Raw genomic sequence first — 26,126 nt, forward strand, 5'->3', positions numbered from 1 at the left:
TATATTATATCGTAAAGACAAACTAGCGTTTATGAACTTTCTGTGAACAGAGTTGTATACCTCCCTTTAAGGGGAGATATACAACTCTACTTCGTAACTTTCATATTTTCCACTTTCCAATTGGACCGTAATAAGAGCTTTATAATTTCCAGGATCTCCTATTTCGGATTTTTTCATGTATCCCTCATTCATTCCTACATTAACATCTTCTAAATGGAGTAACGTTCGCTCGTAGAGAAGTGAATCCGGATTATATAGGTCAACCTTTACACTTTCTGTTTTCTCCGTAAGATATATTTGATAAAAGTATTCTTCATCCGAAAATGTTTTCAAATGAAAGTCAAAACCTGCAGCTTTTGGATAATCTGCCGTTTCATTGATGAACAGATATGGTAAATGGTATTCCTCATTCTGTCCATGTATCTCCAACCACCCTTGATGAATTCCTTCTTCTAATTGTGATGCAGTCATAGACAATTCAATAGGAATGGTTTTCTTTTCCCCTTTTTCCAGGGTAATCGCTTGAGGTAACTTCCAACTCAGTCCCTTCTGCTTTTTCGGAATATCAATGTAATAGGTTTGTTGTTGGTCTGCAGTATTTTCCATCGTAATATCAATTGTTTTTGAATTATAAAAACCACCTATTTTTCCAAAGGCTAATAAAGGATTGTGGATAATCGTGGATGTTTCAATTGCTTTTTTCGGATCTACACTGCCCATTCCCTGGACTATAGGTTCATATGGCTCATCTTCCTCATTTTCCATTCTAAGTGCTGTCGTTCGTAATGCACCGAAAATCTGTTTATTTGTCCAATTCGGATGTGCTTCTTTTACTAATGCGATTGCACCTGTTACATGCGGCGCTGCCATACTTGTGCCCTGTAGTGCTTGGTATCCTCCTGGAACTGTGCTAATTATATTTGTTCCTGGCGCCAATACATCCGGTTTAATTTCCCAGTTTACTGTTACCGGTCCTCTTGAACTAAAGGCAGCAATCCCTTGCTCTGTTTGTTCAAACTTTGTATCTATATAGGAAAAACTACTTTGAGCATATTTTTCTAACCATTTGCCGTCCTTCTTAGATACAGAGACTACCGGAATTCCAATGGGATCCTCACCCTCGGCAATCGACCCTTGAAAACTCCCATCTTCATTATTGTAAATAAGTACAGCTACTGCTCCTTGTTGTTCTGCCTTTTTTGCTAAATCATAAAATGGAATTTCTCCTCGTGGGATAAGTGCAATTTTTCCTTGAATTGTTTGTTGAGAGGTATCGGTAAATTTCACAATTTGAAAATCCTTCTCTAGATCCCATGGTAATGACCCCATCATAGGCATCAGTTGTATCTTCTTGTCTTCTAAGGAATCATATAGATATGGTACTTCTTGCGGAATAGCCGTCGCCCCAACCGATAAAGCATTTGTGGCAGTTGCAGGCGCGCCTACTGTCCATCTATCTGGCCCATTGTTCCCGTTAGCGATAACCACTGCAACACCGTGCTCTGTTGCCCTATTCACAGCAATACTTGTTGGATAATCTGGTCCATTAACGGTATTCCCAAGTGATAAGTTTATAACTTCGACACCATCTTCTATTGCTTGTTCCATTGCCGCAATGATTTGAACAGAAGATCCAACTCCCCCTGGCCCAAGGGCACGATATGCATATATTTCTGCTTCTGGTGCAACACCTTGAAACATTCCGTTCCCTGCTATTATTCCAGCAACATGTGAACCATGAAGTGTTGGCATTCCTTCTGCTGCCAGTGTTTCCATTGGGTCATCATCCAAATCTACTAAATCATACCCGCCCATATAATTTATCTGTAAATCTGGATGCTTATAGTCGATACCTGTATCAATAACACCCACTTTTACTCCCTTACCTGTATACGTAGTATTATTTAATACAGATGGTAGCATGGTATTGGGCTGACTAGCTGCATTCTCATAGTCTGCTTCGGTAACATTGGTTATTCCATATTCACGAACGGGATGAATAGCTTTTACAAAATCTAATGCATCCACCTTCATTAGCCTTTCAGGTGGCGCTTGCAATGCGATGCCATTAAATAATTTATCATAGGTCGCAATAACTTCGATATATGGATGATAGGTTTCAAGGTACTTCTTATGTTCATGAGGGTCACCCTCTACTTCGATAATGATCGACTCTTTGTAGTCAGGCTCTTGTGCTTGAACGGTTGGGATAATTGCGGTGAAAGTAAATAGGATGAGAAAAGATAAAATGCGCATTAGGGTAACCCTCCTTTTTCTTTAGGTTGTGTAGTTTTAGGAGGAAACATACATACGTAAAAAGGGGAATCCGATATGTGATCGAATTCCCCTTTTTATAGTTTTATTTAAAATACGCCACAATTGCATCCGCAATTCGGCGCGAGGCTTCTCCATCTCCATATGGGTTGGAAGCCTTAGCCATGTTACGATGTGCATCATCATCAGATAATAACTCATTTGCTAGCTCAAATATTTTCTCTTCATCCGTACCAGCTAACTTTAATGTCCCAGCTTCAATTCCTTCCGGCCGTTCCGTCGTATCCCGTAAGACGAGAACCGGTACCCCAAGTGACGGTGCTTCTTCTTGCACCCCACCAGAGTCCGTCAAGATCAGGTGTGCTCGACTTGCAAAATTATGAAAGTCAACAACATCTAATGGCTCAATTAATTGAATGCGGTCATCATTTCCTAATACTTCATTCGCCGTTTGTTGTACTACAGGATTAAGGTGTACAGGATAAACGACATGAATATCATCATGCGTTTCTACTAGACGTTTGATGGCACGAAACATTTGTTGCATATTCTTCCCAAGATTTTCGCGACGGTGTGCAGTCATAAGTACAAGGCGTTTTTCCCCTAATTGATCTAGAATTGAGTTTGAATATGACTCATCAACAGTAGTTTTCAGTGCATCAATTGCAGTATTTCCAGTAACATAAATCGATTCTGCTGGTTTGTTTTCATCCAGTAGATTCTGCTTTGATTTCTCAGTTGGAGAAAAATGCAGATCTGCCATTACCCCTGTAAGTTGACGATTCACTTCTTCTGGATATGGCGAAAATTTATTCCATGTTCGTAATCCTGCTTCCACATGTCCAACTGCAATTTGATTATAAAATGCAGCAAGTGATGCAGCGAAAGTTGTACTTGTATCACCATGTACCAGTACAATATCTGGTTTTGTTTCTTTCATCACTTCATCCAGACCTTCTAATGCTCGTGTCATAATTTGAGCAAGTGTCTGTTTCTGTTTCATGATGTTAAGATCATAGTTTGGAGTGATATCAAAAATTTCTAGTACCTGATCGAGCATTTCACGGTGTTGAGCTGTAACCGTAACAATAGATTCAAATACATCGGAACGTTTTTGTAGTTCTAGGACAAGAGGAGCCATCTTAATCGCTTCCGGCCTTGTCCCAAAAATAGTCATTACTTTAATACGATTCACCATCTTGGACACTCCAACCTCATTATTTTTCCATCAATCGATCTTAATTACTTTGTACCAAATAAACGATCGCCTGCATCACCGAGTCCTGGCACAATATATGCATGATCATCTAACTTTTCATCTAATGCACCTAAATAAATATCAACGTCTGGATGCTCTTTTTTAATTACATCAACACCCTCAGGAGCAGCAATTAAACACATTAAACGAATGTTTTTCGCACCGCGCTTTTTCAAGGAAGCGATCGCATCATTTGCAGATCCACCTGTAGCGAGCATTGGATCAATTACAATCAATTCACGCTCTTCGATGTCAGAAGGTAATTTTATGTAATATTCTACTGGTTTTAATGTTTCTGGGTCACGGTATAGTCCAACATGCCCTACTTTTGCAGCAGGAATTAACTTCAGTACGCCATCAACCATTCCTAGCCCTGCACGAAGAATTGGAATCAAACCGATTTTCTTTCCAGCAAGTACCTTAGCTTTTGCTTCCATGACTGGTGTCTCGATCGTCGTTTCTTGTAACGGAAGATTTCTAGTAATTTCGAATGCCATTAACATCGCAACTTCATCTACAAGCTCACGAAATTCTTTCGTACCAGTACTTTTATCTCGAATGTGAGTTAATTTATGCTGAATTAACGGATGATCTAATACGTGTACATGTCCCATTGCTCACCACTCCTTAATTTTTATTTATATCTATAAAATTGTACTTAAAAAATGACACGCTTTCAAGTAAAGGGAGGTTTTTTTGAAGAATTGTGTTTTAAAATGTAACTAATTTGTTTATTGTGTTAGGAATTGTAGTGTGTTTGTGTCTGATGTTTAGGCTCTTGTGTCCGATGTTCTCGCTCGTGCGTCCGATGCCGCCTCTCTTCTACCAGATGCCTGCTCACCTAAGTCCAAACTAACAAAAAGGACACTCCACCTGGAGCATCCAACAATCATTTAGGCATATAGCGGAGACTTACTAGTTAATGCTAGTACTCGCTCTTCCGCTTCTGCTAGTACTTTTTCGTCCTCATGATTTTTAAGTGTTAGTGAGATAATTGCAGCAATTTCTTTCATTTCATCTTCTTTAAATCCTCTAGTTGTTACTGCTGCTGTTCCAATACGTATGCCACTCGTTACAAATGGGCTTTCTGTGTCAAAAGGTATCGTATTCTTATTCGTTGTAATGCCGATATCATCTAATACTTTTTCCGCTACTTTTCCTGTAAGATCTAGTGGAGTCACATCTAACAGTAATAGATGGTTGTCCGTTCCACCTGAAACAACGCGGATTCCTTCTGTTACTAAAGCTTCTCCCAACACTTTTGCATTGGTAATAACTTGCTGTGAATATACATTAAAGTCATCAGATAATGCTTCCTTGAAAGCCGTTGCTTTGGCTGCAATAATGTGCATTAAAGGTCCACCTTGCATACCAGGGAAAACTGACTTATCAATTTTTTTCGCAAATTCCTCTTTACATAAAATCATACCACCACGTGGTCCGCGTAGTGTTTTATGTGTTGTTGTCGTCACAAAATCAGCATATGGAATTGGGTTTGGATGCAGACCCGATGCTACAAGTCCTGCGATATGGGCCATATCTACCATTAAATATGCGCCAACTTCATCCGCGATTTCACGAAATCTCTCAAAGTCGATAGTACGAGAATAAGCACTAGCTCCAGCTACAATGAGTTTTGGTTTTACTTCTTTTGCTTTTTCAAAAATAGCATCATAATTAAGTTGCTCTGTTTCTTGATCTACACCATAATCAACAAATTTATAAAGCGTCCCACTGAAATTAACGGGGCTACCATGTGTCAAATGTCCTCCATGGTTTAAGTTCATCCCTAAGACCGTATCACCAGGTTCTAATACCGTAAAATAAACTGCCATATTAGCTTGTGCACCTGAATGTGGCTGAACGTTGGCATGATCAGCACCGAATAGTTTTTTCGCACGATCACGAGCTAAATTTTCCACAACATCAACATGCTCACAACCGCCATAATAACGTTTATCTGGATATCCCTCTGCATATTTGTTTGTAAGCACGGAGCCCATTGCTTCCATTACCGCTTCAGAAACAAAGTTTTCGGAGGCAATCAACTCAATTTTCTCTTGCTGGCGTTTTTTCTCTGCTTGTATTGCTTCGTATAGTTCCATATCTGCTTGTTTTACGTGATCCATTCGTAAAACCCCCTTGATCAAAATTTATTAAGTACACGATTTGTTATCTTTCGTAAGCTCGTACACTGCGCGACTTCCGCCGATCAGTTTTGGTCTTGTTCTAGCTGCATTAACACGGGCATTCCCGATATAACGATGATTCATGCGCAACGGAATAGCTACTTGTTTTAGATGCATGCCAATCATGGTTTCACCGATATCAATTCCAGCATGAGCATCCACTGCTTCTACGACTACTGGGTCATGTAAATTTTTATAGGCATAGGAAGCCATTGAGCCACCAGCAGCAGGAACAGGAATTACAGATACTTCGTCGAGCTGAAAGCTTCTCATCACTTTCCGTTCCATGACTAATGCTCGATTAAGATGTTCACAGCACTGAAAAACAAGATGAATTCCCGTATCTTTCGCTAGTTTTTTCATTGCCGTGAAAATATGTGCTGCGATATTTTCACTTCCTGCTGTTCCTATTTTTTCTCCAGCAACTTCACTCGTAGAACAGCCAACAACAAAAAGGTCATCCTCATGTAGGTAGGAAGACTGCAACCATTCAGAGATGATTGCATCTAAATCTTCTTGTATGTGATCCTGAATATTTTCCATCGATATCACCTACTAATTCTCATAGCATTACTGACCTTCGTATTCTGCGATTTTGCCAATGCGATTCGCATGGCGACCTCCGTCAAAATCTGTTTCCAACCATACTTTAGCAATTTCACGTGCCAAACCTGGCCCTATTACTCGTTCACCCATTGCAATCATATTGGAATCATTATGCTGACGTGTTAATTTCGCACTATACACATCATGTGTTAATGCACAGCGAATGCCTTTAACTTTATTTGCTGTGATTGACATTCCAATTCCTGTTCCACATATAAGTATGCCACGGTCAAATTCACCACTTGCCACACGCTGTGCTGCAGGAAGTGCATAGTCTGGGTAATCAACAGAAGTCTCACAGCTACAACCGCTATCTTCATAAGTAATACCCATTTCATCTAATAAATTCTTCACTTCATTACGGATTGTCATTCCGGCATGATCTCCAGAAATAATTACTTTCATATCAAATACGCTCCCTTACATCTTGATGTAATTATTATTGTACTTTAAATTTATGAATTTGTTTATTCAAGCTATTTGCTTGTTCTTCCAATGAATGTGCTAATGTCTCCACCATTTCAATTGTACTAGCCTGTTCTTGAATAGAAGCATTCACTTCTTCCGCACCTGCTGAAGTTTCTTCAGCAATAGCTGCAACCTCTTGTGATTGTGATGCTGTTGCTTGAATAGACTGTAATTGTTTATCTACTAACGAAGATATCGTATCAATTTCTCTTGCTACATCTTCTACAGAACCAGACATTTGTTCAAATGTTTGATTTGTGCTAACTCCGTTTTCCGCTTCTTTTTTCGCATATTGAACATTATCGTTAATTTTAGTAACTACTTGTTTAACGTCATCTTGGATTGCAGTAATTAGCTCTGAAATACGCTGAACAGCTTGGGCACTTTGATCCGCTAATTTACGAATTTCCTCCGCTACTACTGCAAATCCTCTACCGTGTTCACCAGCTCTAGCGGCTTCAATAGATGCATTTAGCGCAAGTAAATTGGTTTGTTCTGCAATTTCCCCGACCATCGAAATAATCGTTTCAACTTGCAAAGCATTTTCTTTTAAATGTTCGACATCCTGTAAAGATACCTCTTGATCACTAGCTAATTTTTGAATGCCAACAACTAATTGGTTTACTACGTTCTTACTATTATTTAGTGTTTCAAGCATCGTATTCGATTTTTCTTTCGATTGACCAGCTTTTTCTTGTACTTTCACTGCTAATTCTGAGGCTTCTTCAACAGCCTCTACTGTATTTTGAATCGCTTCGGAAGAACTTTCCGCACCTTTTGAAATATCGGTAATGGAGGAACGAATTAAATCGGAATGCTTTGCAACTTGGTCAGATGCATCTTTCATTTGAACGACAGATTGATTCGTATTTTCAAAGTGCACATCAATATTATGAACCATATCTTTTAAATTTTTAAGCATCGTATCAAATGATTCACTCAATGCATTGATTTCATCATCAGATCTTCCAATTTCTATCGTTTGATCTAAGTTTCCGCTAGCAGCCTGTGAAGCTGCTAGTTCAAGCTGTTTTAATCGTTTCGTAATAAAGCTAGCAGCGAAATATGACAGTAAACCAGACCAAATAATTCCTAACAATAGTGTGATAATCGAATAAACTTGAAATGATACTTGCCAAAAATCATTGATGTATTCATATAAAACATACATAAACAATGCACTAGTCGAATACGTAATAATTGCTAAAATTGTGGTGAAAAGCATCAATTTCACTCGCAAGCTAAAGCGGTATCTCTTTTTGTCCATTCTGTCTTCCCCCAAAAGTGTTGTTTATATTTTTTTTATTAATTGATCGATATAATCGTTTAGTTCTTCCAATGTATCCTGATATGTTTTTACGTCACCACCAAAGGGATCTGAAATATCATAATTGATCAGATTTTTTTCCAGCTGTTGAATCTCTTCCATATCTTCTTTTAAATAGTCCCGCAGTTGTTGATCAAGCACTATATTATCGAGTTTACGTTGATTATTTTGAATAAATAGAGATCGTTTTTCCTCAAACTCGGCATACCGTTTTTTGAGCTCATCCCATACCTCTTTATCGGATTCTGAAACGTATTCCTTAAGTGTGTAATATTTTTCTTGATATTTTGGGTATTGCAAGATTAGTGATTGTTTATGTTGTGTTGTCATCGTTAAGATAATATCTGCCCAATTCAGTAGCTTATCGTTTACTGCTTGGGAACGATGGTTAAGATCAATATTTTTTTGTTTTAGCACTTCAAGTGCATTATTGTTTGCTCTTTGGTTTTCCGCAGCAAAAATACCTGCTGATTTTACTTCAGCACCTGGCAGTTTATTTTTCACTAATGCTTCTGCCATCGGGCTTCGACATGTATTTCCTGTACATACAAACAATATTTTCATTTTTTGTACCTCCGAAAAAGAAGTAATTCCTATATAAAATATAACACAGAAGGGAAGCGTTGTCAGAGATAATAAGACAAAGAAAAAAAGACAGAACCTTATCTGTCTTCCGGTCATCCAAATATGATATGAAGGCCAAATCCACAAAGGATACTTCCTCCAAGTATTTCACTATAAATTCCTAATAATCCATGAACTTTTCTTCCTAATAACATTCCTGCCCATGTTAGCACTGTACTTGTTGCACCAAACATGAGTAAGGCAAGGGCTGTTTTCACACCAGATAATCCTAGACTTAATCCTACTGAAAAGCTATCTATACTTACACTAAGACCAAAAATAAAAAGACCAAATCCAGCTATTTGCATGACTTTTCTTTGTTCATGATTAAATGCAGATAATAGCATTTGTGTACCAATTCCAACTAACAGAAGGCCACCAGCCATTGTTGTTAAGTCACCGATTCGATTCGATATTGCTTGACCAACGATTATTCCTAAGAACGGCATAATCATATGAAATATTCCGATGATAATTCCGATAATTAATATTCGTTTTAATCTTATTTGCTGCATTCCGACTCCTAGACTGACAGAGAAGGCATCCATCCCTAACGCTACTGCCATAAAGAGTAACGAAATTAGTTCTCCTAAAGTGTGTGTTGACATTCACCATCCTCCTCGGACATGCTTATAAATTCTATGCATGTCCAAGAAAGAATATGTTAGCTAATTATTGTTCATCCATATAACGTGTTGCCGCTTTTCGCAAACGATTCATGACTGCTTGTCCTATACCTACCTCTGGAAATGCCTCACAAATGATTAAATCTACATCGCTTTGTTTGTACTTCCGAAGTCCATCATATAAATTGGCCGCGATTTCTTGTAAGGTATTTCCGAGTGAGATAGTTTGCTCGAATTCTAGTTGCTTTGCTGTATTGGTACTCACAAGCAATCCAATTCTTTTTCCAGTACTTATTTCTCTTGTCATTATATTTTTTAATTTATCCACAGAACCAGCTATAACCCATAACGGTACCTCTGGTGCATAATGAGTATATTTCATCCCTGGTGCTTTTGGTTTCTCTTGTTCATTTACTAAGGCAGGATCCACCATAACATGACCAACTACTTGTTCTAACTGTTCCTTTGTTACGCCACCTGGACGTAAAATGATAGGAATCTCTTGTGTACAATCCACAACGGTAGATTCAACTCCTACACCTGTAGAACCTCCATCAACAAGTCCAGCAATTTTACCATTCAAGTCATCCCATACGTGTGAAGCTGTGGTTGGGCTAGGCTTTCCAGATAGATTTGCACTAGGAGCCGCAATAGGAATATCGCACATTATTAATAATTGCTGTGCAACAGGATGATCCGGGATTCGAACTCCAACTGTGGATAACCCTGCCGTCACATTTTCCGCACACGTACCATTGCTAGGTAAGACAAACGTGATTGGTCCGGGAGTAAATTGATCGAGTAACTTATCCACATATCCTGGTATTTGTTCTACCAATTGCATGAGTTGTTTTTTTGTAGCAACATGTGCAATCAATGGATTATCCTGTGGACGACCTTTTGCTTGAAATATTTTGGCGACTGCAGCTTCATTTGTAGCATCTGCACCTAATCCATACACCGTTTCTGTTGGAAAAGCTACTGTCGAACCAGCCCTTAATAGCTGTGCAGCCTCCTCAATCAATTCTGTATTATTTATTTTATTATTTGTTACATTCCAGCGTATTGTTTCTGTCATCGAAGTCTACCTCTTTTCTACCCTACATTTTAAGCGATCCCCATTCGTTTCGCAAAAATGTTACCTTATCCACAACAAAACAAAAAATCTGTAGCATTTACCCACAGATTTTTGTTGATAATGTGAATATAAAACGATTACATCATAGAAATATATCATTTATACACAAAAATATTAATTAGTTCACAGTTTTTACACAAGTTATACACAAGTTGGTGTGGACAATGTGTATAACCTATCAGGAAACATCGTATGCCCACCAATTTCCTCGGGATCTAGGTGGATTATCAACAAGTAAGTCTCTCTCTTGTGGGTGAAATTGGAGCGCATCTAATAATATATCCACAACTGGCTGATGACTATGTACAAAAAGCTTTTTCGCGTGTAAACCTTTTGCCATCGTAATGATTGTTTCTAATAAAACGGGTAAATTAGCAGCTTCTTCTTGTGCCACATAGAGTTGTTTCAACCAAAATACTCCGTCATTTACTTGAGATAGCACAAAACAGCCCTTTATTTTCTGATCGATTTCCACGACATAGCCATCCTCCAGTAAACTATCTTTATGGATGTTATTTGGTGTCGTTTTTAAAAATTCCTCCAACTGAATGATAGGAGTGTCCTTTGCCGCTATAATGTTCATTCAAATCACCTCTACTTTTATTAATAGAAACTAAGAATTCTTTTTGTGTTTCTATCATTTTATGCATATAAGAGTGATTCTATGACCAACCTAACCATTCAAATAGAAAAAATTTTACTTTTACGGGTTCTTCTTCCTCTTCTTCTGGTTCCTCTTCCGATTCGTCTAAATCATCTGCACTAGCTTCCGCAACACTAATTCCATCACCAAAATCTAAAAAGCATAATGGTGGAAACAACACACACCACCAATTTGCACCTTGACCTTCACCTAATGTTATCAACACCGCTTCATATTCTCCTGCTGGATACAGATATGATCCATATAATTTTGTAGGAAAAGATACGTTCTTTCCATACTCTACATCGAAATCTCTTTTCTCTCCAGATTCTGCTAATGTGTTTTCTACAATGGATTCAATTTCCGGTATTTTACTTTCAATTAGCTTTCTTGCTTCATCGATATCGGTTAAATGGGCAACCCATTGATTAATTTCATCATTTACTTTATCTCGAACTGTATGTTTTATTTTTTGATCCGCATCCGTATCACTATTTGCTAAAATTCTTAGGCGGATCGCTTCATCAGGAATGACCTGGTAGTCCATTTCAGAAGCTGTTTGATTTCCTTGACCTTTAGCTGGCATCGATAAAAGTATAAAAATAAATATGAATACAAAAAATACTAGTTTCTTCATCTCATTTGCCCCGCTTTCCTTTGATTTACTATCAGTATGGTCAGCGGTAAAAGATTTTAAACTAGTAATCTAGTATTTTTTATTTTAATAGAATCATGATTTAAGTTGTGGCTTAAAGCCCAGTAGCCACAACCATTCTGTCCTTACCATTAATATCTTGGATTACGTTTATATTGCTAGTTGGAAACTGATTATTTAATAACGAAGACACTGCTTCCCCTTGTTCATGACCAATTTCAAATGCCACAGTAGCACCAGAATCAATTGCCTGCGGGAGTTGAGTAATAATCTTCTTATAGGCTGCGAGTCCGTTGTCATCTGCAAAAAGTGCAAGCTCCGGATCAAACTTTTTCACTGTATCCGTTAATGTCACTTCTTCTGCCTTCGCAATATAAGGCGGATTAGAAACGATAATATCAGCTTTTTTTTGATTAGAAATGAACGGTTGTAAAAAATCCCCTTGTAGGAAAGTAATGTTTGCTTGTAATTGGGTTGCGTTATGTTGCGCAACTGCAAGGGCTTGTTCAGAAATATCCGTTGCAAATACCGTTGTTTCAGGTAGTTCCTGTGCAAGGGTAATGGCAATTGCTCCACTTCCTGTACCAATATCCACGATCGTCTGTGACTTGTTCGGCATATTCTTAGACTGTTGGATTACTTGTTGTACAAGCTCTTCTGTTTCCGGCCTTGGAATTAGCACGTGTTCATTCACGAGAAATTCACGACCATAAAACGTTTCATAACCGATTATATGTTGAATCGGGACTCCAGTTTGGGCATGTCGCTCTATGTCTGTTTGGAAGCTTTGTACGATTTCGGCTGGCACTTCATCTCGCATTCGCATATAAAATTCGTTTCTAGATATGTTTAAATGGTGTTGTAGAAGTAATTCTGCAACACGTGGTTCCCGTTTGTTTTTTTCTAAAAAAAGAGAAGCCCACTGCAGGACTTCAAACTGTTTACGTGTATCCATACTATTCACCAATTTGCTCAAGTTTTTTAGCTTGTTCTTCCATAATTAACGCATCAATGAACTCGTTTAATTTACCTTCTAAAATTTGATCCAGCTTTTGAATCGTTAGACCAATACGATGGTCCGTCACACGATTTTGTGGGAAGTTATACGTACGGATACGCTCCGAGCGGTCACCAGTACCAACAGCTGATTTACGTGTTTCATCATACTCTGCCTGTGCTTCCTGTTGGAATTTATCATAAATACGCGCGCGAAGAACCTTCATCGCCTTTTCTTTGTTTTTAATTTGTGATTTTTCATCTTGGATCGATACAACTATCCCAGTTGGTTCATGTGTTAAACGAACGGCTGACATCGTTGTATTTACACTTTGCCCTCCAGGTCCACTGGACGCAAACGTATCGACACGAATATCTTTCTCGTGTATATCGATTTCCACTTCTTCTGCTTCCGGCAAAACAGCAACAGTTGCAGTTGACGTATGGATTCGTCCGCCGGATTCTGTTTCTGGAACACGTTGCACACGGTGTGCTCCATTTTCATATTTTAGCTTCGAAAAAGCACCTGTGCCTTTGATCATGAAAATGATTTCTTTGTATCCACCAACACCAGTTGTGTTTGCTTCCATAACCTCGGTCTTCCAACCTTGGCTCTCCGCATAACGAGAATACATACGGTACAAATCACCTGCAAATAATGCCGCTTCATCTCCACCAGCAGCACCACGAATCTCCATAAATACGTCTTTATCATCATTTGGATCTTTTGGTAGAAGTAAAATTTTCATGTTTTCTTCTAGGTCAGTTTTGCTCGTGGAGAGCTCGGAAATCTCTGCTTTCACCATCTCATACATATCACTGTCAAGATCGTCCTCCAGCATTTCCTTCGCATCATTTAATTGCTCGGTTACATCTTTATATTCACGATATGCTTGCACAACATCCTCAAGCCCAGATTGTTCTTTGGAATACTCGCGCAACTTATTCGTATCACTAATTACCTCAGGATCACTAAGTAGTTCATTTAATTTATTATAACGTTCTTCCAATGTTTGTAAGCGATCTAACATCACGGCCACCTCTTTCACGATTAACAGTATAATTATAGTATACTCGGCGGTTGAGGTCAAAGTTTGGGATGGTGGGTTTGGGGGCGCTGGTGTTGGTGGGTGGGTGCTGAGGGTTTGGTCTGTGAGTTGGGTGTGGGTTGGGTGTGGGTTGTGGGTTGTCGGGTGAGCGGTGATGGGCACTGGCTCTGTTGGTGGGTGGGTGAATTGTTTGTTCTGAGCGAATATTTCAGTTTTTGAGCGAATTCTTGCTGGTTGTGAGCGAATATTTCAATTTATGAGCGAATCCTTGCTGGTTCTGAGCGAATATTTTAGTTTCTGAGCGAATCGACTATTTTGTAGTCTCATTAATCTTGTCGAGAAGGTAATATGCACCTTTCTTGCCTCCTGAATTTTGACAACCTGCACTTTGTAACAGCCTTTTCACAGTATGCCTTGATTCAACTTGAAGAAATTCTCCTGCTTCCCTAATATTTATTCTGTTTCCAAACAATAATTTGTACTCAAGTAATGCTTTTACATGTGCATCTTTTGAGAAATAGTTACATAGTCTGCAGTGCCACTTTTGTTTGCTGCGAATCATAATGTTGGTTTGGCAGCAAGGACACTTTACCCCAGTCTGTATATCATCTCTTGAGATTTTATATTTTAATAATACATTTGCTGTTGAAGGACTGTGAGCTTGAATTAATATATTCGAAAGTTTCAAAAGTTGATCATGAACGTATAAACTTTGTTCATTTACTTGATTAAGCTCTCTTATTTTTAAGTAGAGTTTATTACTATGAATAATGTTACTAGGTATGTTTTCATCTGGAGAAATAGATTTAAGAATAGTAGAAGAGAAGCTAATTACAACGAAGTAGTGAATGGGGAGGTCTGAGAAACCAATGTTATGTAACCATTTCCGAAGCCGATATTCTTGCATTTTCACTTGCACAATTGGATTTGGAAATCCTTCTTCTTTTCCATCGTCACCGATACGAATAACGTTTCCTTCCTTATCAAAGAGTAGAGTTCCATACCAATTCTTAGCTTCTAATATTAATAAATAGCTCCGGTAAATAACTAAGGTATCAATTTGAAAAAAGCCATTTTCGTCTTGTATTCTAAGATTATGCAAAATTAGGTATTCTTGGTTATTTAAAAAACCTAATGGATAGTCTAGCTGTTCCTCCCCTCTTACTTCAGCAAGTTTGATCCTAAGATCATTTATAACCGTCTCCATTTGTGGGTGATTATAAATCAATCTACTTTCCAACACTTGTAATCGCAGTACCTCAACTAGTTTGTCATGAGGTTTTACAAACATTTCCTTTACCTCCTTTATTTTCATTTAGATATTAATTCTATATCTTCATTCATAAAACCTCTTTTTTATCGTTTATTGTGGTGAATGAAGGGGAGGATAATTGTTGGTTGTGAGCGAATATTTCAGTTTTTGAGCGAATCCTTGCTGGTTGTGAGCGAATATTTCAATTTATGAGCGAATTGCTCTTCACCAGCTTCCATCAACGTATCGATCGAATCTTGCCAAACCCTCGTCACCACCCGAACAAAAATAAGCAACAACCGAGGCGCCTAGTAGCTTGTGCTTTTTTTGATAGTAATATATTACAAATAATTAACACATAAAAATCACACTCCTAGTAAAATCTAATGTTTAAAGGAGTGTTTTTCATATGCAAAATGCAATTAAAAACCTGATGAGTCAAAATGTTATATCTGTAACACCTCAACAATCGTTAAAAGAAGCAGCAGAATTGATGGTACAAAATGATATCGGTGCAATTCCTGTTGTTGAAAACGGGATGCTTCGTGGTATTATTACTGACCGTGATATTACCACTCGCGGTACAGCGATGGGCAAAGATGGTAACGGTACTGTTGGAGAGTGTATGAGTGATCAATTAACAACAGCTGATGCGAGCATGGATATTCATCAAGCAGCTCAAATGATGGCTGAAAAGCAAATTCGCCGTTTACCAGTCACCGAAAATGGTAAGTTAGCTGGGATGATCTCATTAGGCGACCTAGCAACTCAGAACATATTCCAAAATGAAGCAAGTCAAGCACTGACAAACATATCTGTCCCAACACACAACAATCAAACTCAACAAGGTCAACAGATGGGACAGCAAGCTCAAATGAATCAACAGTATCAGCAACAAGCAGCTCAACAGCAACAGGCTAGTCAACAAGTTCAAAACCCACAAAACTATCAGTAATAAATTTAGTAACTCGCTAATGATATAGTGAGTTACTGTTTCTTTGAATGATTGGGGGAGGTAAGTTGTTTGTTCTGAGCGAATATTTCAATTTATGAGCGAATCCTTGCTGGTTCTGCGCGAATATTTCAATTTGTGAGCGAATCCTCGCTGGTTCTGCGCGAATATTTTAATTTATGAGCGAATCGCCACGCTTCACTCCAGCCCTGCCCCATCATCTCTCCGCTCTCGATTAGCCATTCACTCACCACCAGCTAACAAAAAAAAGCGCCCACCGAGGCGCTTTTTTCATCTATTTGGTTGCATTTATTAAACTTTTAACGATGTGGTTAATTGGTCTGTTTGGCACTTCGTGATGATGGCGGCATCGTGGTTCGTAGGATTCAGATGCGCCGACTAGGATGATTGGGTCATCATAGTTTGCAGGTTGTCCATTAATTAGACGTTGCGTGCGGCTTGCAGGAGATCCGCATACAGGACAGATCGCGTTCAATTTTGAGACTGATTCTGATAATGCCATTAATTTAGGCATTGGGCCGAATGGCTCTCCACGAAAATCTGTATCTAAACCTGCAACAATTACTCGTATGCCTTGGTTTGCCAGTTCATCAGCAACTTCTACGATATTTTCATCGAAAAACTGCACCTCGTCGATACCGACTATATCAATGTCACCAGTAATGTGATCAAGAATTTCATCCGAACTCTTTACAGGTCGAGCCATGGTAGATGTTCCATTATGAGAAACAACTGCTTCACCATCATAACGATCGTCAATAGCTGGTTTAAATACACGTACATTTAAATTTCCATACGTTGCGCGACGGACTCTGCGAATTAACTCTTCAGATTTACCAGAGAACATGCTTCCACAGATTACTTCAACCCAACCGCTTTGTTTCATTACATACATGAACTGGGATCTCCCTTCTACTATGTATACATTAAGTTTACCACTAATTTCTACATCAACAGCATAATTTTTTTATATAACAATGTGGTTTCCCACAAAAAAATCGTTATTTGAAAGTAAAAAAACAGGCAAAGTATAGACAATTTGCCTGTTTTTTTACAGTAATTAAATATGAGGTTGAGAAACTCAACCTTAGCATTAATCAGTTTTGCCTCCCAGGAGCTCACGCCATATGCGTTCGCCCCTAACCGGTCAGCTAAACTTTTTATTTCATATTATATTTCTTCTTGAATCGGTCTACACGTCCGCCAACTTTGTCAGCTTTTTGCTTACCAGTGTAGAATGGATGAGATTCTGAACTAATCTCAACACGAATTAATGGGTATGTGTTTCCATCTTCCCACTCAATTGTTTCTTCTGAGTTTTGTGTTGAACCAGTCAAGAATTTGTAATCAGAGCTTGTATCTAGAAATACAACTTTTCTGTATTCTGGATGTACGTCGTTTTTCATGTCTTTCCACTCCTTTTTGCCCTGATTCCTTTGGAAACAGAGTTTATTGTAAGAGCCGTCATAGGTGAAACACCTTATCTAAACTCACTTTAAAAATTATAACAGTGTCTGCATCTGTTTGCAATAGGATAGAATTAAATTCGTCCTATTTTCCCGTAAATATCCGATATACTCGGGGACCATTGATTAAATTATTTATTAATCCCTTTGCGCTTCATTTCTTCATCCATCTTATGAAGGAATTCTTCATTCGAGCTAGATGTCTTTAATTTTCTAAGGAATCGTTCTAGGAAATCGTGAGAATCTTGCATCGTTTTACGGATCATCCACATTTTATCTAGATGGCTTTTATCAACAAGCAGCTCTTCTTTTCGTGTGCTTGAACGTAACACATCGATTGCAGGAAAAATACGACGTTGTGCCAAGTTACGATCTAAATGTAGCTCCATGTTTCCTGTACCTTTAAATTCCTCATAAATTACGTCATCCATTCTGGAACCTGTTTCCACAAGAGCTGTAGCAAGAATGGTGAAGCTTCCACCTTCTTCAATATTTCTTGCAGCACCGAAGAATCGTTTTGGACGGTGAAATGCCGCAGGATCGATACCACCTGAAAGTGTTCTTCCACTTGGAGGAATAACAAGGTTATATGCACGAGCTAAGCGGGTAATGCTATCCATTAAAACAATAACATCGCGTTTATGTTCTACTAAACGCATAGCACGTTCTAATACTAGTTCAGATACTTTGATATGACTTTCAGGTACTTCGTCAAATGTTGAACTTACAACATCAACATCTGGATGTACGGAACGCTCAATATCGGTAACTTCCTCAGGTCGCTCATCAACTAAAAGGATAATTAATTTTGCTTCTGGATGATTGACTGAAATGCTATTGGCAATTTGCTTTAATAACATTGTTTTCCCTGCTTTTGGTGGTGCTACAATTAAGCCACGCTGCCCAAAACCTACAGGTGTCATTAAGTCCATTATTCGCGTCGAAATGTCATTCTGTTTTGTCTCTAGTTTCATTATGCGATCAGGGTATAACGCCGTTAAGGCAGGGAAATGAACTCGTTCTTTGGAGGTTTCAGGGTCTTCTCCATTTACAGCATCGACATGTAACAAACCGTAGTAACGTTCATTCTCTTTCGGAGGACGTACTTTACCAGATACTTTATCCCCATTACGCAAATCAAACCTACGAATTTGCGATGCAGAAATATATATATCTTCAGCACTTGGAGAGTAATTAATTGGTCTTAAAAATCCAAATCCTTCTGATGGAATGATCTCTAACACACCATCCATGAACAAAAATCCATCTTTTTCAGCTTGTGCCTTTAAAATAGCAAATATTAATTCTTTTTTTGTTAACTTTGCATAATACGAAACTTTATATTCACGTGCTAATGCATATATATCTTTCAAAGTTAATGTTTCTAGTTTCGCAATTGTTAATTCAGCCATAATCACCACGCCTATTCCTTTATACATTTTTACTATATTTGTAGAGTTTTTTATTGAATTGGTTAAATAATTAAAATTAATTGAAAACAGTTCGTGTTCTCTTGCCCGAAAGGTTGATTCTGATCAAGTTTGATGAGATTTTCACTTCTTTTGTTGGTAGTATTGTCTATTGAAGAAATGAAGGTTTCGGAAGATAGAATAGAAGTTTTTAAGTAAATACCTGAGAATTCATCCCATAATTATTCTATGTATTAAAATATTAACCAATCAACTGATATATTAAACATATACAATATTAACTGTTTTAATAGTAATATTCAACACTTTTTTTAACTTCCCCGTAAAGGAAGGAATGGATAAGGGGGACATATATACATGCTCCCCCATCTTTGGAACTTAAGGCTCCATTACTAAGTTTGGTTTTTTCCTCAGGCTGTGTTCGCCATCAATGAATCGAACTGTACCACTCTTTGCTCGCATGACCACTGTTTGTGTGGTTGCTCTTGTACCTTTAAATTGTACACCTTTTAACAGTTCGCCATCTGTTACACCAGTTGCAGCGAAAATGGCATCATCGCCACCACAAAAATCATCCATGTAAAACACTTTATTGATATCCGTAATGCCCATTTCCTTACAGCGGCTTCTCTCTTCATCATTGGAAGGTACAAGCTGTCCTTGCATCTCTCCACCAAGACATTTTAATGCAACAGCACCTAAAACACCCTCTGGAGCTCCGCCGATTCCAAGTAAAATATCAACACCGGTATCATCAAATGCCGTATTGATTGCTGCAGCAACATCACCATCTGGAATTAACTTAATTCTTGCACCGGCTTGACGAATTTCGTCTATTAATTGCTGATGACGTGGTCGATTTAATACAACGGCAACAACATCTTCTATGTTTTTGTTTTTCGCTTTTGCAATAGCTTTCAAATTCTCTATTGTAGAGGCATTGATGTCAATCTTGCCAACCGCTTCTGGTCCAACAGCTATTTTTTTCATATACATATCAGGTGCATGAAGTAATTTTCCTTGGTCGGCGATCGCAATTACTGCTAATGCATTCCAAGTCCCATTAGCAACAATATTAGTACCTTCTAATGGGTCAACTGCAACATCAACTAGCGGTCCAGCACCAGTACCAAGTTCTTCACCAATATAGAGCATCGGCGCTTCATCCATTTCACCTTCTCCAATAACAACCTTGCCTTGCATTGGAATGGTGTCAAACACGTCACGCATGGCTGAAGTAGCAGCATCATCTGCTTCTTCTTTTTTTCCTCTTCCCATCCAGCGTGCGGAGGACAAAGCAGCCGCCTCTGTTACTCGTACGATTTCCATTGTTAAACTTCTTTCCATGTTTGTTCCTCTCCCTTTGTTTAAAATAACCTCATCCCAAGAAGATTATTTTGTTAGAGGAATTTCGGAAAAAGCTCCAATCAAGAGTTCTGAAATTGTTTAATTTCTTCTTCAGTCATATCTTCTCGCCATACATTTGCACCAAGGCTTGTTAATTTCTCTGTCATGTTTTCATAGCCACGGTCAATATGGTCGAGTCCAGTGATTTCAGTTATTCCATTGGCCATTAATCCAGCTATAACTAAGGCTGCACCAGCACGAAGGTCACTTGCTTTTACACGTGCACCTTCTAACTGTGTAGGACCTGAAACAATAATCGAACCACCTTCAACCTTTATTATAGCATTCATACGGCGCAATTCGTCAATATGTTTTAGACGTGCAGAGTAAATCGTGTCTGTAACAATACCAGTACTATATGCTTTTGTTAGCAATGTGGTAAAAGGTTGTTGGAGATCTGTTGGAAAGCCTGGATATACCAATGTTTTTATATCCACACTTTTTAGTGGGTTTCGTGGTGCAATTAATAGCTGTTCATCGCTATCTTCTATGGTGACACCCATTTCTCTTAATTTAGCCAGCAGTGATTCTAAATGCTGTGGAATAACATTGTCGATAATCACTTCATTACCAGCTGCAGCTGCAGCAATTGCATATGTCCCTGCCTCAATTCGGTCGGGAATAATCGTATGGCGACAACCATGCAAGGTTGGAACACCTTCTATACGAATAACATCTGTTCCTACACCTTTAATTTTGGCTCCCATATTCGTTAATAATGTGGCTACATCAATAATTTCGGGTTCTTTAGCAGCATTTTCAATGATGGTTTTCCCTTTTGCTTTAACAGCAGCAAGCATAATGTTGATTGTTGCCCCTACACTAACTACATCTAGATATATTCTCGCTCCAGTAAGTTCTTTTGCACGAAGGTAAATTGCCCCTTGTTCATTCGTTACTTCCGCACCTAAAGCTTCAAATCCTTTGATATGTTGATCAATTGGACGAGGTCCTAAAAAACATCCTCCAGGTAAGCCAATAACAGCTTTGTTAAACTTACCGAGCATCGCACCCATAAAATAATAGGATGCACGTAATTTTTTTACTTTGCCATTTGGTAGTGGCATAGAGATCATATTTTCTGGGTCTATATGGACGGTTTGTCCAGGACCCCATGCTACTTTACCGCCAATTTCTTCTAAAAGTCCACCAAGTGTATCAACATCTGAGATATTAGGTAGTCCTTCGATTGTAACGTTTGAATCGGCTAAAATTGCGGCAGGAAGTAATGCAACGGCACTGTTTTTTGCACCGCTAATTCGCACTTTTCCATTTAGTAATTTACCGCCTTCTACTATCATTTTCTGCATGTCAAAACCCCACTTTTAGAGGTAATTCAAATGTATCATTTGAATACTCTTGTTTTCGAGTTTTTATAATTAGGCTGAACGGTACCTTATGAACCATTCAGCCTAAATTATACTTATATTACTATCTTTGACGTTTGAACATCTTTTCATGCTTATCTTAACTGTTTTGTTTATTCCAATCTGCAAGAAATTTTTCGATTCCTTGGTCTGTTAATGGGTGTTTTACTAGTTGTCCAAGCACGTTATACGGAATCGTTGCAATATGTGCTCCGTTAAGTGCTGCGTCTATAACATGTAGTGGATGTCTGATCGATGCTGCAATAATCTCCGTTTTAATATCATGACGGTCAAATATTTCAGATATCGTTGCTATTAAATTCATTCCATCGTGGCCAATATCGTCCAATCTGCCTAAGAATGGTGAAACATATGTAGCACCCGCACGAGCCGCAAGCAATGCTTGGTTGGCATTAAATATTAACGTTACATTCGTTTTTATATTTAAATCACTAAAAGCTTTTACTGCTTTTAAGCCTTCTAAGGTCATTGGAACTTTAACCGTGATGTTTGGAGCAATTGCTGCTAGTTCTTTACCTTCTGCAATCATACCTTCTGCATCTTCGGCAATAACTTCTGCACTTACAGATCCTGAAACTTCTGCCGTAATTTCTCTTAAGCGATCATGAAATGACACGCCTTCTTTAGCAACTAAGCTTGGGTTAGTTGTTACTCCTGCTAATATGCCAAGCTGATTTGCTGAACGAATATCATCAATGTTCGCAGTATCTACGAAAAATTTCATGAAAACACCCCACCCTTTTTTGGTTTAATTATGCTTTATTTGATGAACCAAATTCGCGCATTTTACCAACAACAGTTTCTTTAATTGCGTCGCGACCAGGTCCTAAGTATTTACGTGGATCGTACTCGTTTGGTTTTTCATTTAACACTTCTCGAACGATTTTCGCTTGTGCAATTTGGTTTTCTGTATTTACATTAATTTTCGCTGTTCCTAAAGAAACTGCTTTTTGAATATCTTTAGTTGGAATACCTGTTCCACCATGTAATACTAACGGTACGTTCACAGCGTTTAGAATTTCTTCCATTTCTTTAAATCCTAAGTTTGGCTCTCCTTGGTATGGACCGTGAACAGAACCTAATGCTGGCGCTAAACAATCAACCCCAGTTTCTTGAACAAGCTGTTTACATTCATCTAGATCTGCATAATTAATTCCGCCAATGACACCATCTTCTTCGCCACCAACTGTTCCCACTTCTGCCTCAACTGACACACCATGAATGTGAGCTAATTCCACTACTTTTCTTGTCATCGCAACATTTTCTTCAATTGGATGATGAGAACCGTCAATCATTACAGAAGTAAATCCAGCGTGAATTGCCTGAGCACACTTTTCAAAGCTTGATCCATGATCTAGATGGATCGCAACAGGTACAGTGGTACCATATTCTTCCATTAATGACTTGACCATTGCTACTACTACTTTAAATCCACCCATATATCTACCAGCACCTTCAGAAACCCCTAAAATCACTGGTGATTTTTCTTCTTCAGCTGCTTGTAGAATGGCTTGCGCATATTCTAAATTGTTTAAATTAAACTGTCCAATTGCATACCCATTCTCTTTCCCTTTTTCCATCATTTCTTTCATTGAAACTAATGGCATAATGGTATCCTCCTTCATTGATGAATGATTCATCTTTTGCAAAATTTATTTCCTCTTAAGAATACCAAGTCCAGACTCAACTAGCAAGAAATGAGGGCGTTTATCGATACAGGCAAACTTTTTTAAAAATTTGTTTGATTATGCCAATATTGATTCCACTTTAATAATAACATCAGCTATGTTAAATGGTTTTGACAAAATTGCTTTTACATTTGATATATCTTTCGTTTCATCTGCTATTTTTTCGACCAGTCCACTCATTACGATTGTAGGAATTTCCATTTTGTCCGTTTGTAATTTTTTTAGAACTTCCATCCCATCTACTATCGGTAATTTATAGTCGATTATCATTAAACTAATGGAGTGTTTTTGCAGTTCATCCAACGCTTCTTTACCAGTTTTTGCAGTAATAATGTGATATCCTTCGTTCGTTAAAACATCTTCAAGTAATAATCGGATTCCATGTTCATCATCAACAACTAGTACCTTTTTCTTCATCTTAAACTCCATCCCCCTTTTACTATAATAATTTAGTTCGACCAAATAGTACAAAATACCTTCTTTTTAACGAACATTTTTATGGTAATTAATGGCGTAATTACCATAAAAATGTCATTTGTTGTCGTTTGATATTTTGCACTAGAATTATCTTTTCATCTTACCGAAAGTTTTTTCCCTTTTTTTGGCATATTTAAACCCTATATGTTTAAATATAGCAAAAAAAGTCACGATAAGTACCATTTATGGACTAATCGTGACTTTGTTACTATTTGGGAAAGTTTTATTTATTTAGTTTTACAGATGCACCTACAAATCCTAAAAATAAATTTTGTGCTCTTGTAGGACGAGATTTAAATTCTGGATGGAATTGACTCGCTACAAACCATGGATGATCTTCAATTTCAATAGTTTCCACCAATCTACCGTCTGGACTTGTACCAGAGAAGATAAATCCATTTGCTTCCATTTGCTCTCGATACTCATTGTTAAACTCATAACGATGACGATGACGTTCTTCTACAACGTCTGCCCCATTATACGCTTCCTTCGTCTTTGTGCCTTCTTTTAAAGCACAAGGGTAAATGCCGAGACGTAATGTACCACCTAAATCCTCAATATCTTTTTGTTCCGGTAATAAATCAATAATCGGATAAGGTGTGTTCGGATCGATTTCTGCTGAATGCGCACCTTCTAAACCTAACACATTACGAGCATACTCTACAGTTGCAAGTTGCATTCCTAAACAAATACCTAAGAACGGAATTTTATTTTCACGTGCATAGCGAATTGCAGCTATTTTACCATCAATTCCACGATCACCAAATCCACCTGGTACAAGAATTCCATCAACATGAGAAAGCTCTTCTTGAATCGATTTTTCATCCAATTTTTCCGAGTTAATCCAATGTACACGGATATCAGAATCATACGCATATCCTGCATGCTTTAACGATTCTACAACGGAAATATAGGCGTCTGGAAGCTCAACATATTTTCCAACTAAGCCAATATCAACTGTTTTGGAAAGACCACGTACTTTTTCCACAAGTTCTTTCCACTCATTCATATCAGCTTTTTGACAATCAAGCCCAAAATGATCACAGGTTATCTGATCTAGCTGCTGCTCTTGCAATGCAATTGGTACTTCATAAAGAATTTCAGCATCGCGCATTTCTATTACTGCTCTTTCATTTATATCACAGAAAAGGGCAATTTTTTCTTTCATATCTTTACTTATCGCATGTTCTGTACGAAGCACGATCGTATCTGGTTGGATTCCAAGTGAGCGTAGTTCCTTCACACTATGCTGTGTAGGCTTTGTTTTCATTTCACCAGCAGCTCTAATATATGGAACAAGTGTACAGTGAATGTACATGACATGCTCTTTGCCGATATCACTTTTGATTTGGCGAATTGCCTCTAGGAATGGTAAAGACTCAATATCCCCTACCGTTCCTCCGATTTCCGTAATAACAACATCTGCTCCTGTTGCTTCACCTGCACGGAAAACTTGTTCTTTAATTTCATTCGTTATATGTGGGATAACCTGAACGGTTCCACCTAAATAATCACCACGACGTTCTTTTTTAATGACACTAGAGTATACTTTACCTGTCGTAATGTTACTGTACTTGTTTAAATTGATATCAATAAAACGTTCATAATGTCCTAAATCTAAGTCTGTTTCTGCTCCATCATCTGTTACAAAAACTTCTCCATGCTGATAGGGACTCATTGTACCTGGATCAACATTGATATACGGATCAAATTTTTGAATTGTAACTTTTAACCCTCGGTTTTTTAATAGGCGGCCTAATGAAGCAGCTGTGATTCCTTTTCCTAGTGATGATACAACACCACCTGTGACAAAAATATACTTAGTCACCTTCATCCCTCTTTCTGTTATATAGTTAATTAATTGTTATAAGTAAAATTGATTTCATTCTGCTCTTTTATATCCCTTATTGTGTACAATAAACGCTACAAGAATCGTGTTTCTTTGTTCCCAATGTCTCGGGTCACTTTCAGCTTTTGGGATTAAGTAAAACTTCTTTCCGTGTGGGGATTCTCTCCCCCTACTTATCTCTCTAAGTCTTGAAGTGTGGGTCTTACTGCGAGTTACAAGTGGGATAAAATAAGAAAAGCGCCTCCCTGGTTAGGGAAACGCTTTGGTAATAAATTTAAAGAGCCCAATAAGAATTGTACTTATATGGCATGAAAAAGTCAAGCAAGCTTTTTCTACCTTTATT

Annotated in this window: 25 protein-coding genes; 1 reads left to right on the top strand and 24 read right to left on the bottom strand. The window is 38.1% G+C overall.

Annotation, left to right across the window (positions count from 1 at the left end; all coding sequences use genetic code 11):
• Positions 1-66: 66 nt before the first annotated feature.
• From ACFSTA_RS09310 to ACFSTA_RS09380, 15 genes are all read right to left on the bottom strand, one after another.
• Positions 67-2,256: a S8 family serine peptidase gene (locus tag ACFSTA_RS09310; RefSeq protein WP_377556348.1), complete on the bottom strand. Its 2,190-nt coding sequence runs from the start codon at positions 2,254-2,256 to the stop codon at positions 67-69.
• A 103-nt stretch (positions 2,257-2,359) separates the two neighbouring features.
• Entirely contained in the window at positions 2,360-3,472 is a 1,113-nt protein-coding gene (gene wecB, locus ACFSTA_RS09315) for a non-hydrolyzing UDP-N-acetylglucosamine 2-epimerase (protein ID WP_377556349.1), read from the bottom strand.
• Between the two features lie 44 nt (positions 3,473-3,516).
• Complete coding sequence (upp, locus tag ACFSTA_RS09320) at positions 3,517-4,146, bottom strand: uracil phosphoribosyltransferase (protein ID WP_377556350.1); 630 nt, start codon at positions 4,144-4,146, stop codon at positions 3,517-3,519.
• Between the two features lie 279 nt (positions 4,147-4,425).
• Entirely contained in the window at positions 4,426-5,661 is a 1,236-nt protein-coding gene (locus tag ACFSTA_RS09325) for a serine hydroxymethyltransferase (RefSeq protein ID WP_377556351.1), read from the bottom strand.
• 27 nt (positions 5,662-5,688) lie between these two features.
• Positions 5,689-6,264: a TIGR01440 family protein gene (locus ACFSTA_RS09330; RefSeq protein ID WP_377556352.1), complete on the bottom strand. Its 576-nt coding sequence runs from the start codon at positions 6,262-6,264 to the stop codon at positions 5,689-5,691.
• Positions 6,265-6,291: 27 nt separating this feature from the next.
• Positions 6,292-6,732: a ribose 5-phosphate isomerase B gene (rpiB, locus tag ACFSTA_RS09335; RefSeq protein WP_377556354.1), complete on the bottom strand. Its 441-nt coding sequence runs from the start codon at positions 6,730-6,732 to the stop codon at positions 6,292-6,294.
• Positions 6,733-6,766: 34 nt separating this feature from the next.
• On the bottom strand, positions 6,767-8,062 hold the full coding sequence (locus ACFSTA_RS09340; protein ID WP_377556355.1) for a methyl-accepting chemotaxis protein: 1,296 nt from the start codon (positions 8,060-8,062) through the stop codon (positions 6,767-6,769).
• Positions 8,063-8,086: 24 nt separating this feature from the next.
• A complete protein-coding gene (locus tag ACFSTA_RS09345) occupies positions 8,087-8,686 on the bottom strand; it encodes a low molecular weight protein arginine phosphatase (RefSeq protein ID WP_377556356.1) in 600 nt (199 codons plus the stop codon).
• Between the two features lie 113 nt (positions 8,687-8,799).
• On the bottom strand, positions 8,800-9,354 hold the full coding sequence (locus ACFSTA_RS09350) for a manganese efflux pump MntP (RefSeq protein WP_377556357.1): 555 nt from the start codon (positions 9,352-9,354) through the stop codon (positions 8,800-8,802).
• A gap of 64 nt (positions 9,355-9,418) precedes the next feature.
• Positions 9,419-10,450: an L-threonylcarbamoyladenylate synthase gene (locus ACFSTA_RS09355; RefSeq protein ID WP_377556358.1), complete on the bottom strand. Its 1,032-nt coding sequence runs from the start codon at positions 10,448-10,450 to the stop codon at positions 9,419-9,421.
• A 238-nt stretch (positions 10,451-10,688) separates the two neighbouring features.
• Positions 10,689-11,093: a hypothetical protein gene (locus ACFSTA_RS09360; RefSeq protein ID WP_377556359.1), complete on the bottom strand. Its 405-nt coding sequence runs from the start codon at positions 11,091-11,093 to the stop codon at positions 10,689-10,691.
• 79 nt (positions 11,094-11,172) lie between these two features.
• The gene (spoIIR, locus tag ACFSTA_RS09365; RefSeq protein ID WP_377556360.1) at positions 11,173-11,790 is read right to left on the bottom strand and encodes a stage II sporulation protein R; all 618 of its coding nucleotides are present in this window, start codon (positions 11,788-11,790) and stop codon (positions 11,173-11,175) included.
• A gap of 112 nt (positions 11,791-11,902) precedes the next feature.
• Positions 11,903-12,763 (bottom strand): peptide chain release factor N(5)-glutamine methyltransferase, encoded by an 861-nt coding sequence (gene prmC, locus ACFSTA_RS09370; RefSeq protein ID WP_377556361.1) that lies wholly within the window; start codon positions 12,761-12,763, stop codon positions 11,903-11,905.
• Position 12,764: 1 nt separating this feature from the next.
• Entirely contained in the window at positions 12,765-13,835 is a 1,071-nt protein-coding gene (gene prfA, locus ACFSTA_RS09375; protein ID WP_377556362.1) for a peptide chain release factor 1, read from the bottom strand.
• A 328-nt stretch (positions 13,836-14,163) separates the two neighbouring features.
• Positions 14,164-15,144, bottom strand: a complete 981-nt coding sequence (locus ACFSTA_RS09380) for a nuclease-related domain-containing protein (RefSeq protein ID WP_377556363.1) — start codon at positions 15,142-15,144, stop codon at positions 14,164-14,166.
• Positions 15,145-15,538: 394 nt separating this feature from the next.
• On the opposite strand from ACFSTA_RS09380, the gene ACFSTA_RS09385 reads away from it, so the two are divergent.
• Positions 15,539-16,060: a CBS domain-containing protein gene (locus ACFSTA_RS09385; protein ID WP_377556364.1), complete on the top strand. Its 522-nt coding sequence runs from the start codon at positions 15,539-15,541 to the stop codon at positions 16,058-16,060.
• Between the two features lie 292 nt (positions 16,061-16,352).
• Here ACFSTA_RS09385 and ACFSTA_RS09390 read toward each other — a convergent pair whose 3' ends face one another.
• From ACFSTA_RS09390 to ACFSTA_RS09430, 9 genes are all read right to left on the bottom strand, one after another.
• Positions 16,353-16,973 (bottom strand): thymidine kinase, encoded by a 621-nt coding sequence (locus ACFSTA_RS09390; protein WP_377556365.1) that lies wholly within the window; start codon positions 16,971-16,973, stop codon positions 16,353-16,355.
• Positions 16,974-17,238: 265 nt separating this feature from the next.
• The gene (locus ACFSTA_RS09395; protein ID WP_377556366.1) at positions 17,239-17,484 is read right to left on the bottom strand and encodes a type B 50S ribosomal protein L31; all 246 of its coding nucleotides are present in this window, start codon (positions 17,482-17,484) and stop codon (positions 17,239-17,241) included.
• A gap of 191 nt (positions 17,485-17,675) precedes the next feature.
• Positions 17,676-18,956, bottom strand: coding sequence for a transcription termination factor Rho (rho, locus tag ACFSTA_RS09400; protein WP_377556367.1), 1,281 nt, complete (start codon positions 18,954-18,956; stop codon positions 17,676-17,678).
• A 396-nt stretch (positions 18,957-19,352) separates the two neighbouring features.
• The gene (gene glpX, locus ACFSTA_RS09405) at positions 19,353-20,321 is read right to left on the bottom strand and encodes a class II fructose-bisphosphatase (RefSeq protein WP_377556368.1); all 969 of its coding nucleotides are present in this window, start codon (positions 20,319-20,321) and stop codon (positions 19,353-19,355) included.
• An 80-nt stretch (positions 20,322-20,401) separates the two neighbouring features.
• Positions 20,402-21,691 (bottom strand): UDP-N-acetylglucosamine 1-carboxyvinyltransferase, encoded by a 1,290-nt coding sequence (locus ACFSTA_RS09410; protein ID WP_377556369.1) that lies wholly within the window; start codon positions 21,689-21,691, stop codon positions 20,402-20,404.
• Between the two features lie 157 nt (positions 21,692-21,848).
• The gene (gene fsa, locus ACFSTA_RS09415) at positions 21,849-22,493 is read right to left on the bottom strand and encodes a fructose-6-phosphate aldolase (protein ID WP_377556370.1); all 645 of its coding nucleotides are present in this window, start codon (positions 22,491-22,493) and stop codon (positions 21,849-21,851) included.
• Between the two features lie 28 nt (positions 22,494-22,521).
• Entirely contained in the window at positions 22,522-23,376 is an 855-nt protein-coding gene (locus ACFSTA_RS09420; protein WP_377556371.1) for a class II fructose-bisphosphate aldolase, read from the bottom strand.
• A gap of 138 nt (positions 23,377-23,514) precedes the next feature.
• Positions 23,515-23,874 carry a response regulator gene (locus tag ACFSTA_RS09425; RefSeq protein ID WP_377556372.1) on the bottom strand — a complete coding sequence of 120 codons (360 nt, stop codon included), beginning with the start codon at positions 23,872-23,874 and terminating at the stop codon, positions 23,515-23,517.
• 283 nt (positions 23,875-24,157) lie between these two features.
• Positions 24,158-25,762, bottom strand: coding sequence for a CTP synthase (locus tag ACFSTA_RS09430; RefSeq protein ID WP_377556373.1), 1,605 nt, complete (start codon positions 25,760-25,762; stop codon positions 24,158-24,160).
• Between the last annotated feature and the right edge of the window lie 364 nt (positions 25,763-26,126).

Source organism: Ornithinibacillus salinisoli, from assembly GCF_042684965.1.
GTDB lineage: Bacteria > Bacillota > Bacilli > Bacillales > Amphibacillaceae > Ornithinibacillus > Ornithinibacillus salinisoli.

Bases quoted from the DNA above. Each gene is read 5' to 3' on its own strand.
- ACFSTA_RS09385 (WP_377556364.1), top strand. From the start codon at position 15,539: ATGAGTCAAAATGTTATATCTGTAACACCTCAACAATCGTTAAAAGAA.
- ACFSTA_RS09360 (WP_377556359.1), bottom strand. From the start codon at position 11,093: ATGAACATTATAGCGGCAAAGGACACTCCTATCATTCAGTTGGAGGAA.
- ACFSTA_RS09345 (WP_377556356.1), bottom strand. From the start codon at position 8,686: ATGAAAATATTGTTTGTATGTACAGGAAATACATGTCGAAGCCCGATG.
- ACFSTA_RS09340 (WP_377556355.1), bottom strand. From the start codon at position 8,062: ATGGACAAAAAGAGATACCGCTTTAGCTTGCGAGTGAAATTGATGCTT.
- ACFSTA_RS09350 (WP_377556357.1), bottom strand. From the start codon at position 9,354: ATGTCAACACACACTTTAGGAGAACTAATTTCGTTACTCTTTATGGCA.
- ACFSTA_RS09425 (WP_377556372.1), bottom strand. From the start codon at position 23,874: ATGAAGAAAAAGGTACTAGTTGTTGATGATGAACATGGAATCCGATTA.
- ACFSTA_RS09420 (WP_377556371.1), bottom strand. From the start codon at position 23,376: ATGCCATTAGTTTCAATGAAAGAAATGATGGAAAAAGGGAAAGAGAAT.
- glpX (WP_377556368.1), bottom strand. From the start codon at position 20,321: ATGGAAAGAAGTTTAACAATGGAAATCGTACGAGTAACAGAGGCGGCT.
- ACFSTA_RS09355 (WP_377556358.1), bottom strand. From the start codon at position 10,450: ATGACAGAAACAATACGCTGGAATGTAACAAATAATAAAATAAATAAT.
- ACFSTA_RS09395 (WP_377556366.1), bottom strand. From the start codon at position 17,484: ATGAAAAACGACGTACATCCAGAATACAGAAAAGTTGTATTTCTAGAT.
- prfA (WP_377556362.1), bottom strand. From the start codon at position 13,835: ATGTTAGATCGCTTACAAACATTGGAAGAACGTTATAATAAATTAAAT.
- fsa (WP_377556370.1), bottom strand. From the start codon at position 22,493: ATGAAATTTTTCGTAGATACTGCGAACATTGATGATATTCGTTCAGCA.
- spoIIR (WP_377556360.1), bottom strand. From the start codon at position 11,790: ATGAAGAAACTAGTATTTTTTGTATTCATATTTATTTTTATACTTTTA.
- rho (WP_377556367.1), bottom strand. From the start codon at position 18,956: ATGGCTGAATTAACAATTGCGAAACTAGAAACATTAACTTTGAAAGAT.
- ACFSTA_RS09410 (WP_377556369.1), bottom strand. From the start codon at position 21,691: ATGCAGAAAATGATAGTAGAAGGCGGTAAATTACTAAATGGAAAAGTG.
- upp (WP_377556350.1), bottom strand. From the start codon at position 4,146: ATGGGACATGTACACGTATTAGATCATCCGTTAATTCAGCATAAATTA.
- prmC (WP_377556361.1), bottom strand. From the start codon at position 12,763: ATGGATACACGTAAACAGTTTGAAGTCCTGCAGTGGGCTTCTCTTTTT.
- ACFSTA_RS09380 (WP_377556363.1), bottom strand. From the start codon at position 15,144: ATGTTTGTAAAACCTCATGACAAACTAGTTGAGGTACTGCGATTACAA.
- wecB (WP_377556349.1), bottom strand. From the start codon at position 3,472: ATGGTGAATCGTATTAAAGTAATGACTATTTTTGGGACAAGGCCGGAA.
- rpiB (WP_377556354.1), bottom strand. From the start codon at position 6,732: ATGAAAGTAATTATTTCTGGAGATCATGCCGGAATGACAATCCGTAAT.
- ACFSTA_RS09330 (WP_377556352.1), bottom strand. From the start codon at position 6,264: ATGGAAAATATTCAGGATCACATACAAGAAGATTTAGATGCAATCATC.
- ACFSTA_RS09325 (WP_377556351.1), bottom strand. From the start codon at position 5,661: ATGGATCACGTAAAACAAGCAGATATGGAACTATACGAAGCAATACAA.
- ACFSTA_RS09310 (WP_377556348.1), bottom strand. From the start codon at position 2,256: ATGCGCATTTTATCTTTTCTCATCCTATTTACTTTCACCGCAATTATC.
- ACFSTA_RS09390 (WP_377556365.1), bottom strand. From the start codon at position 16,973: ATGTATGTAATGAAACAAAGCGGTTGGGTTGAAGTAATCTGTGGAAGC.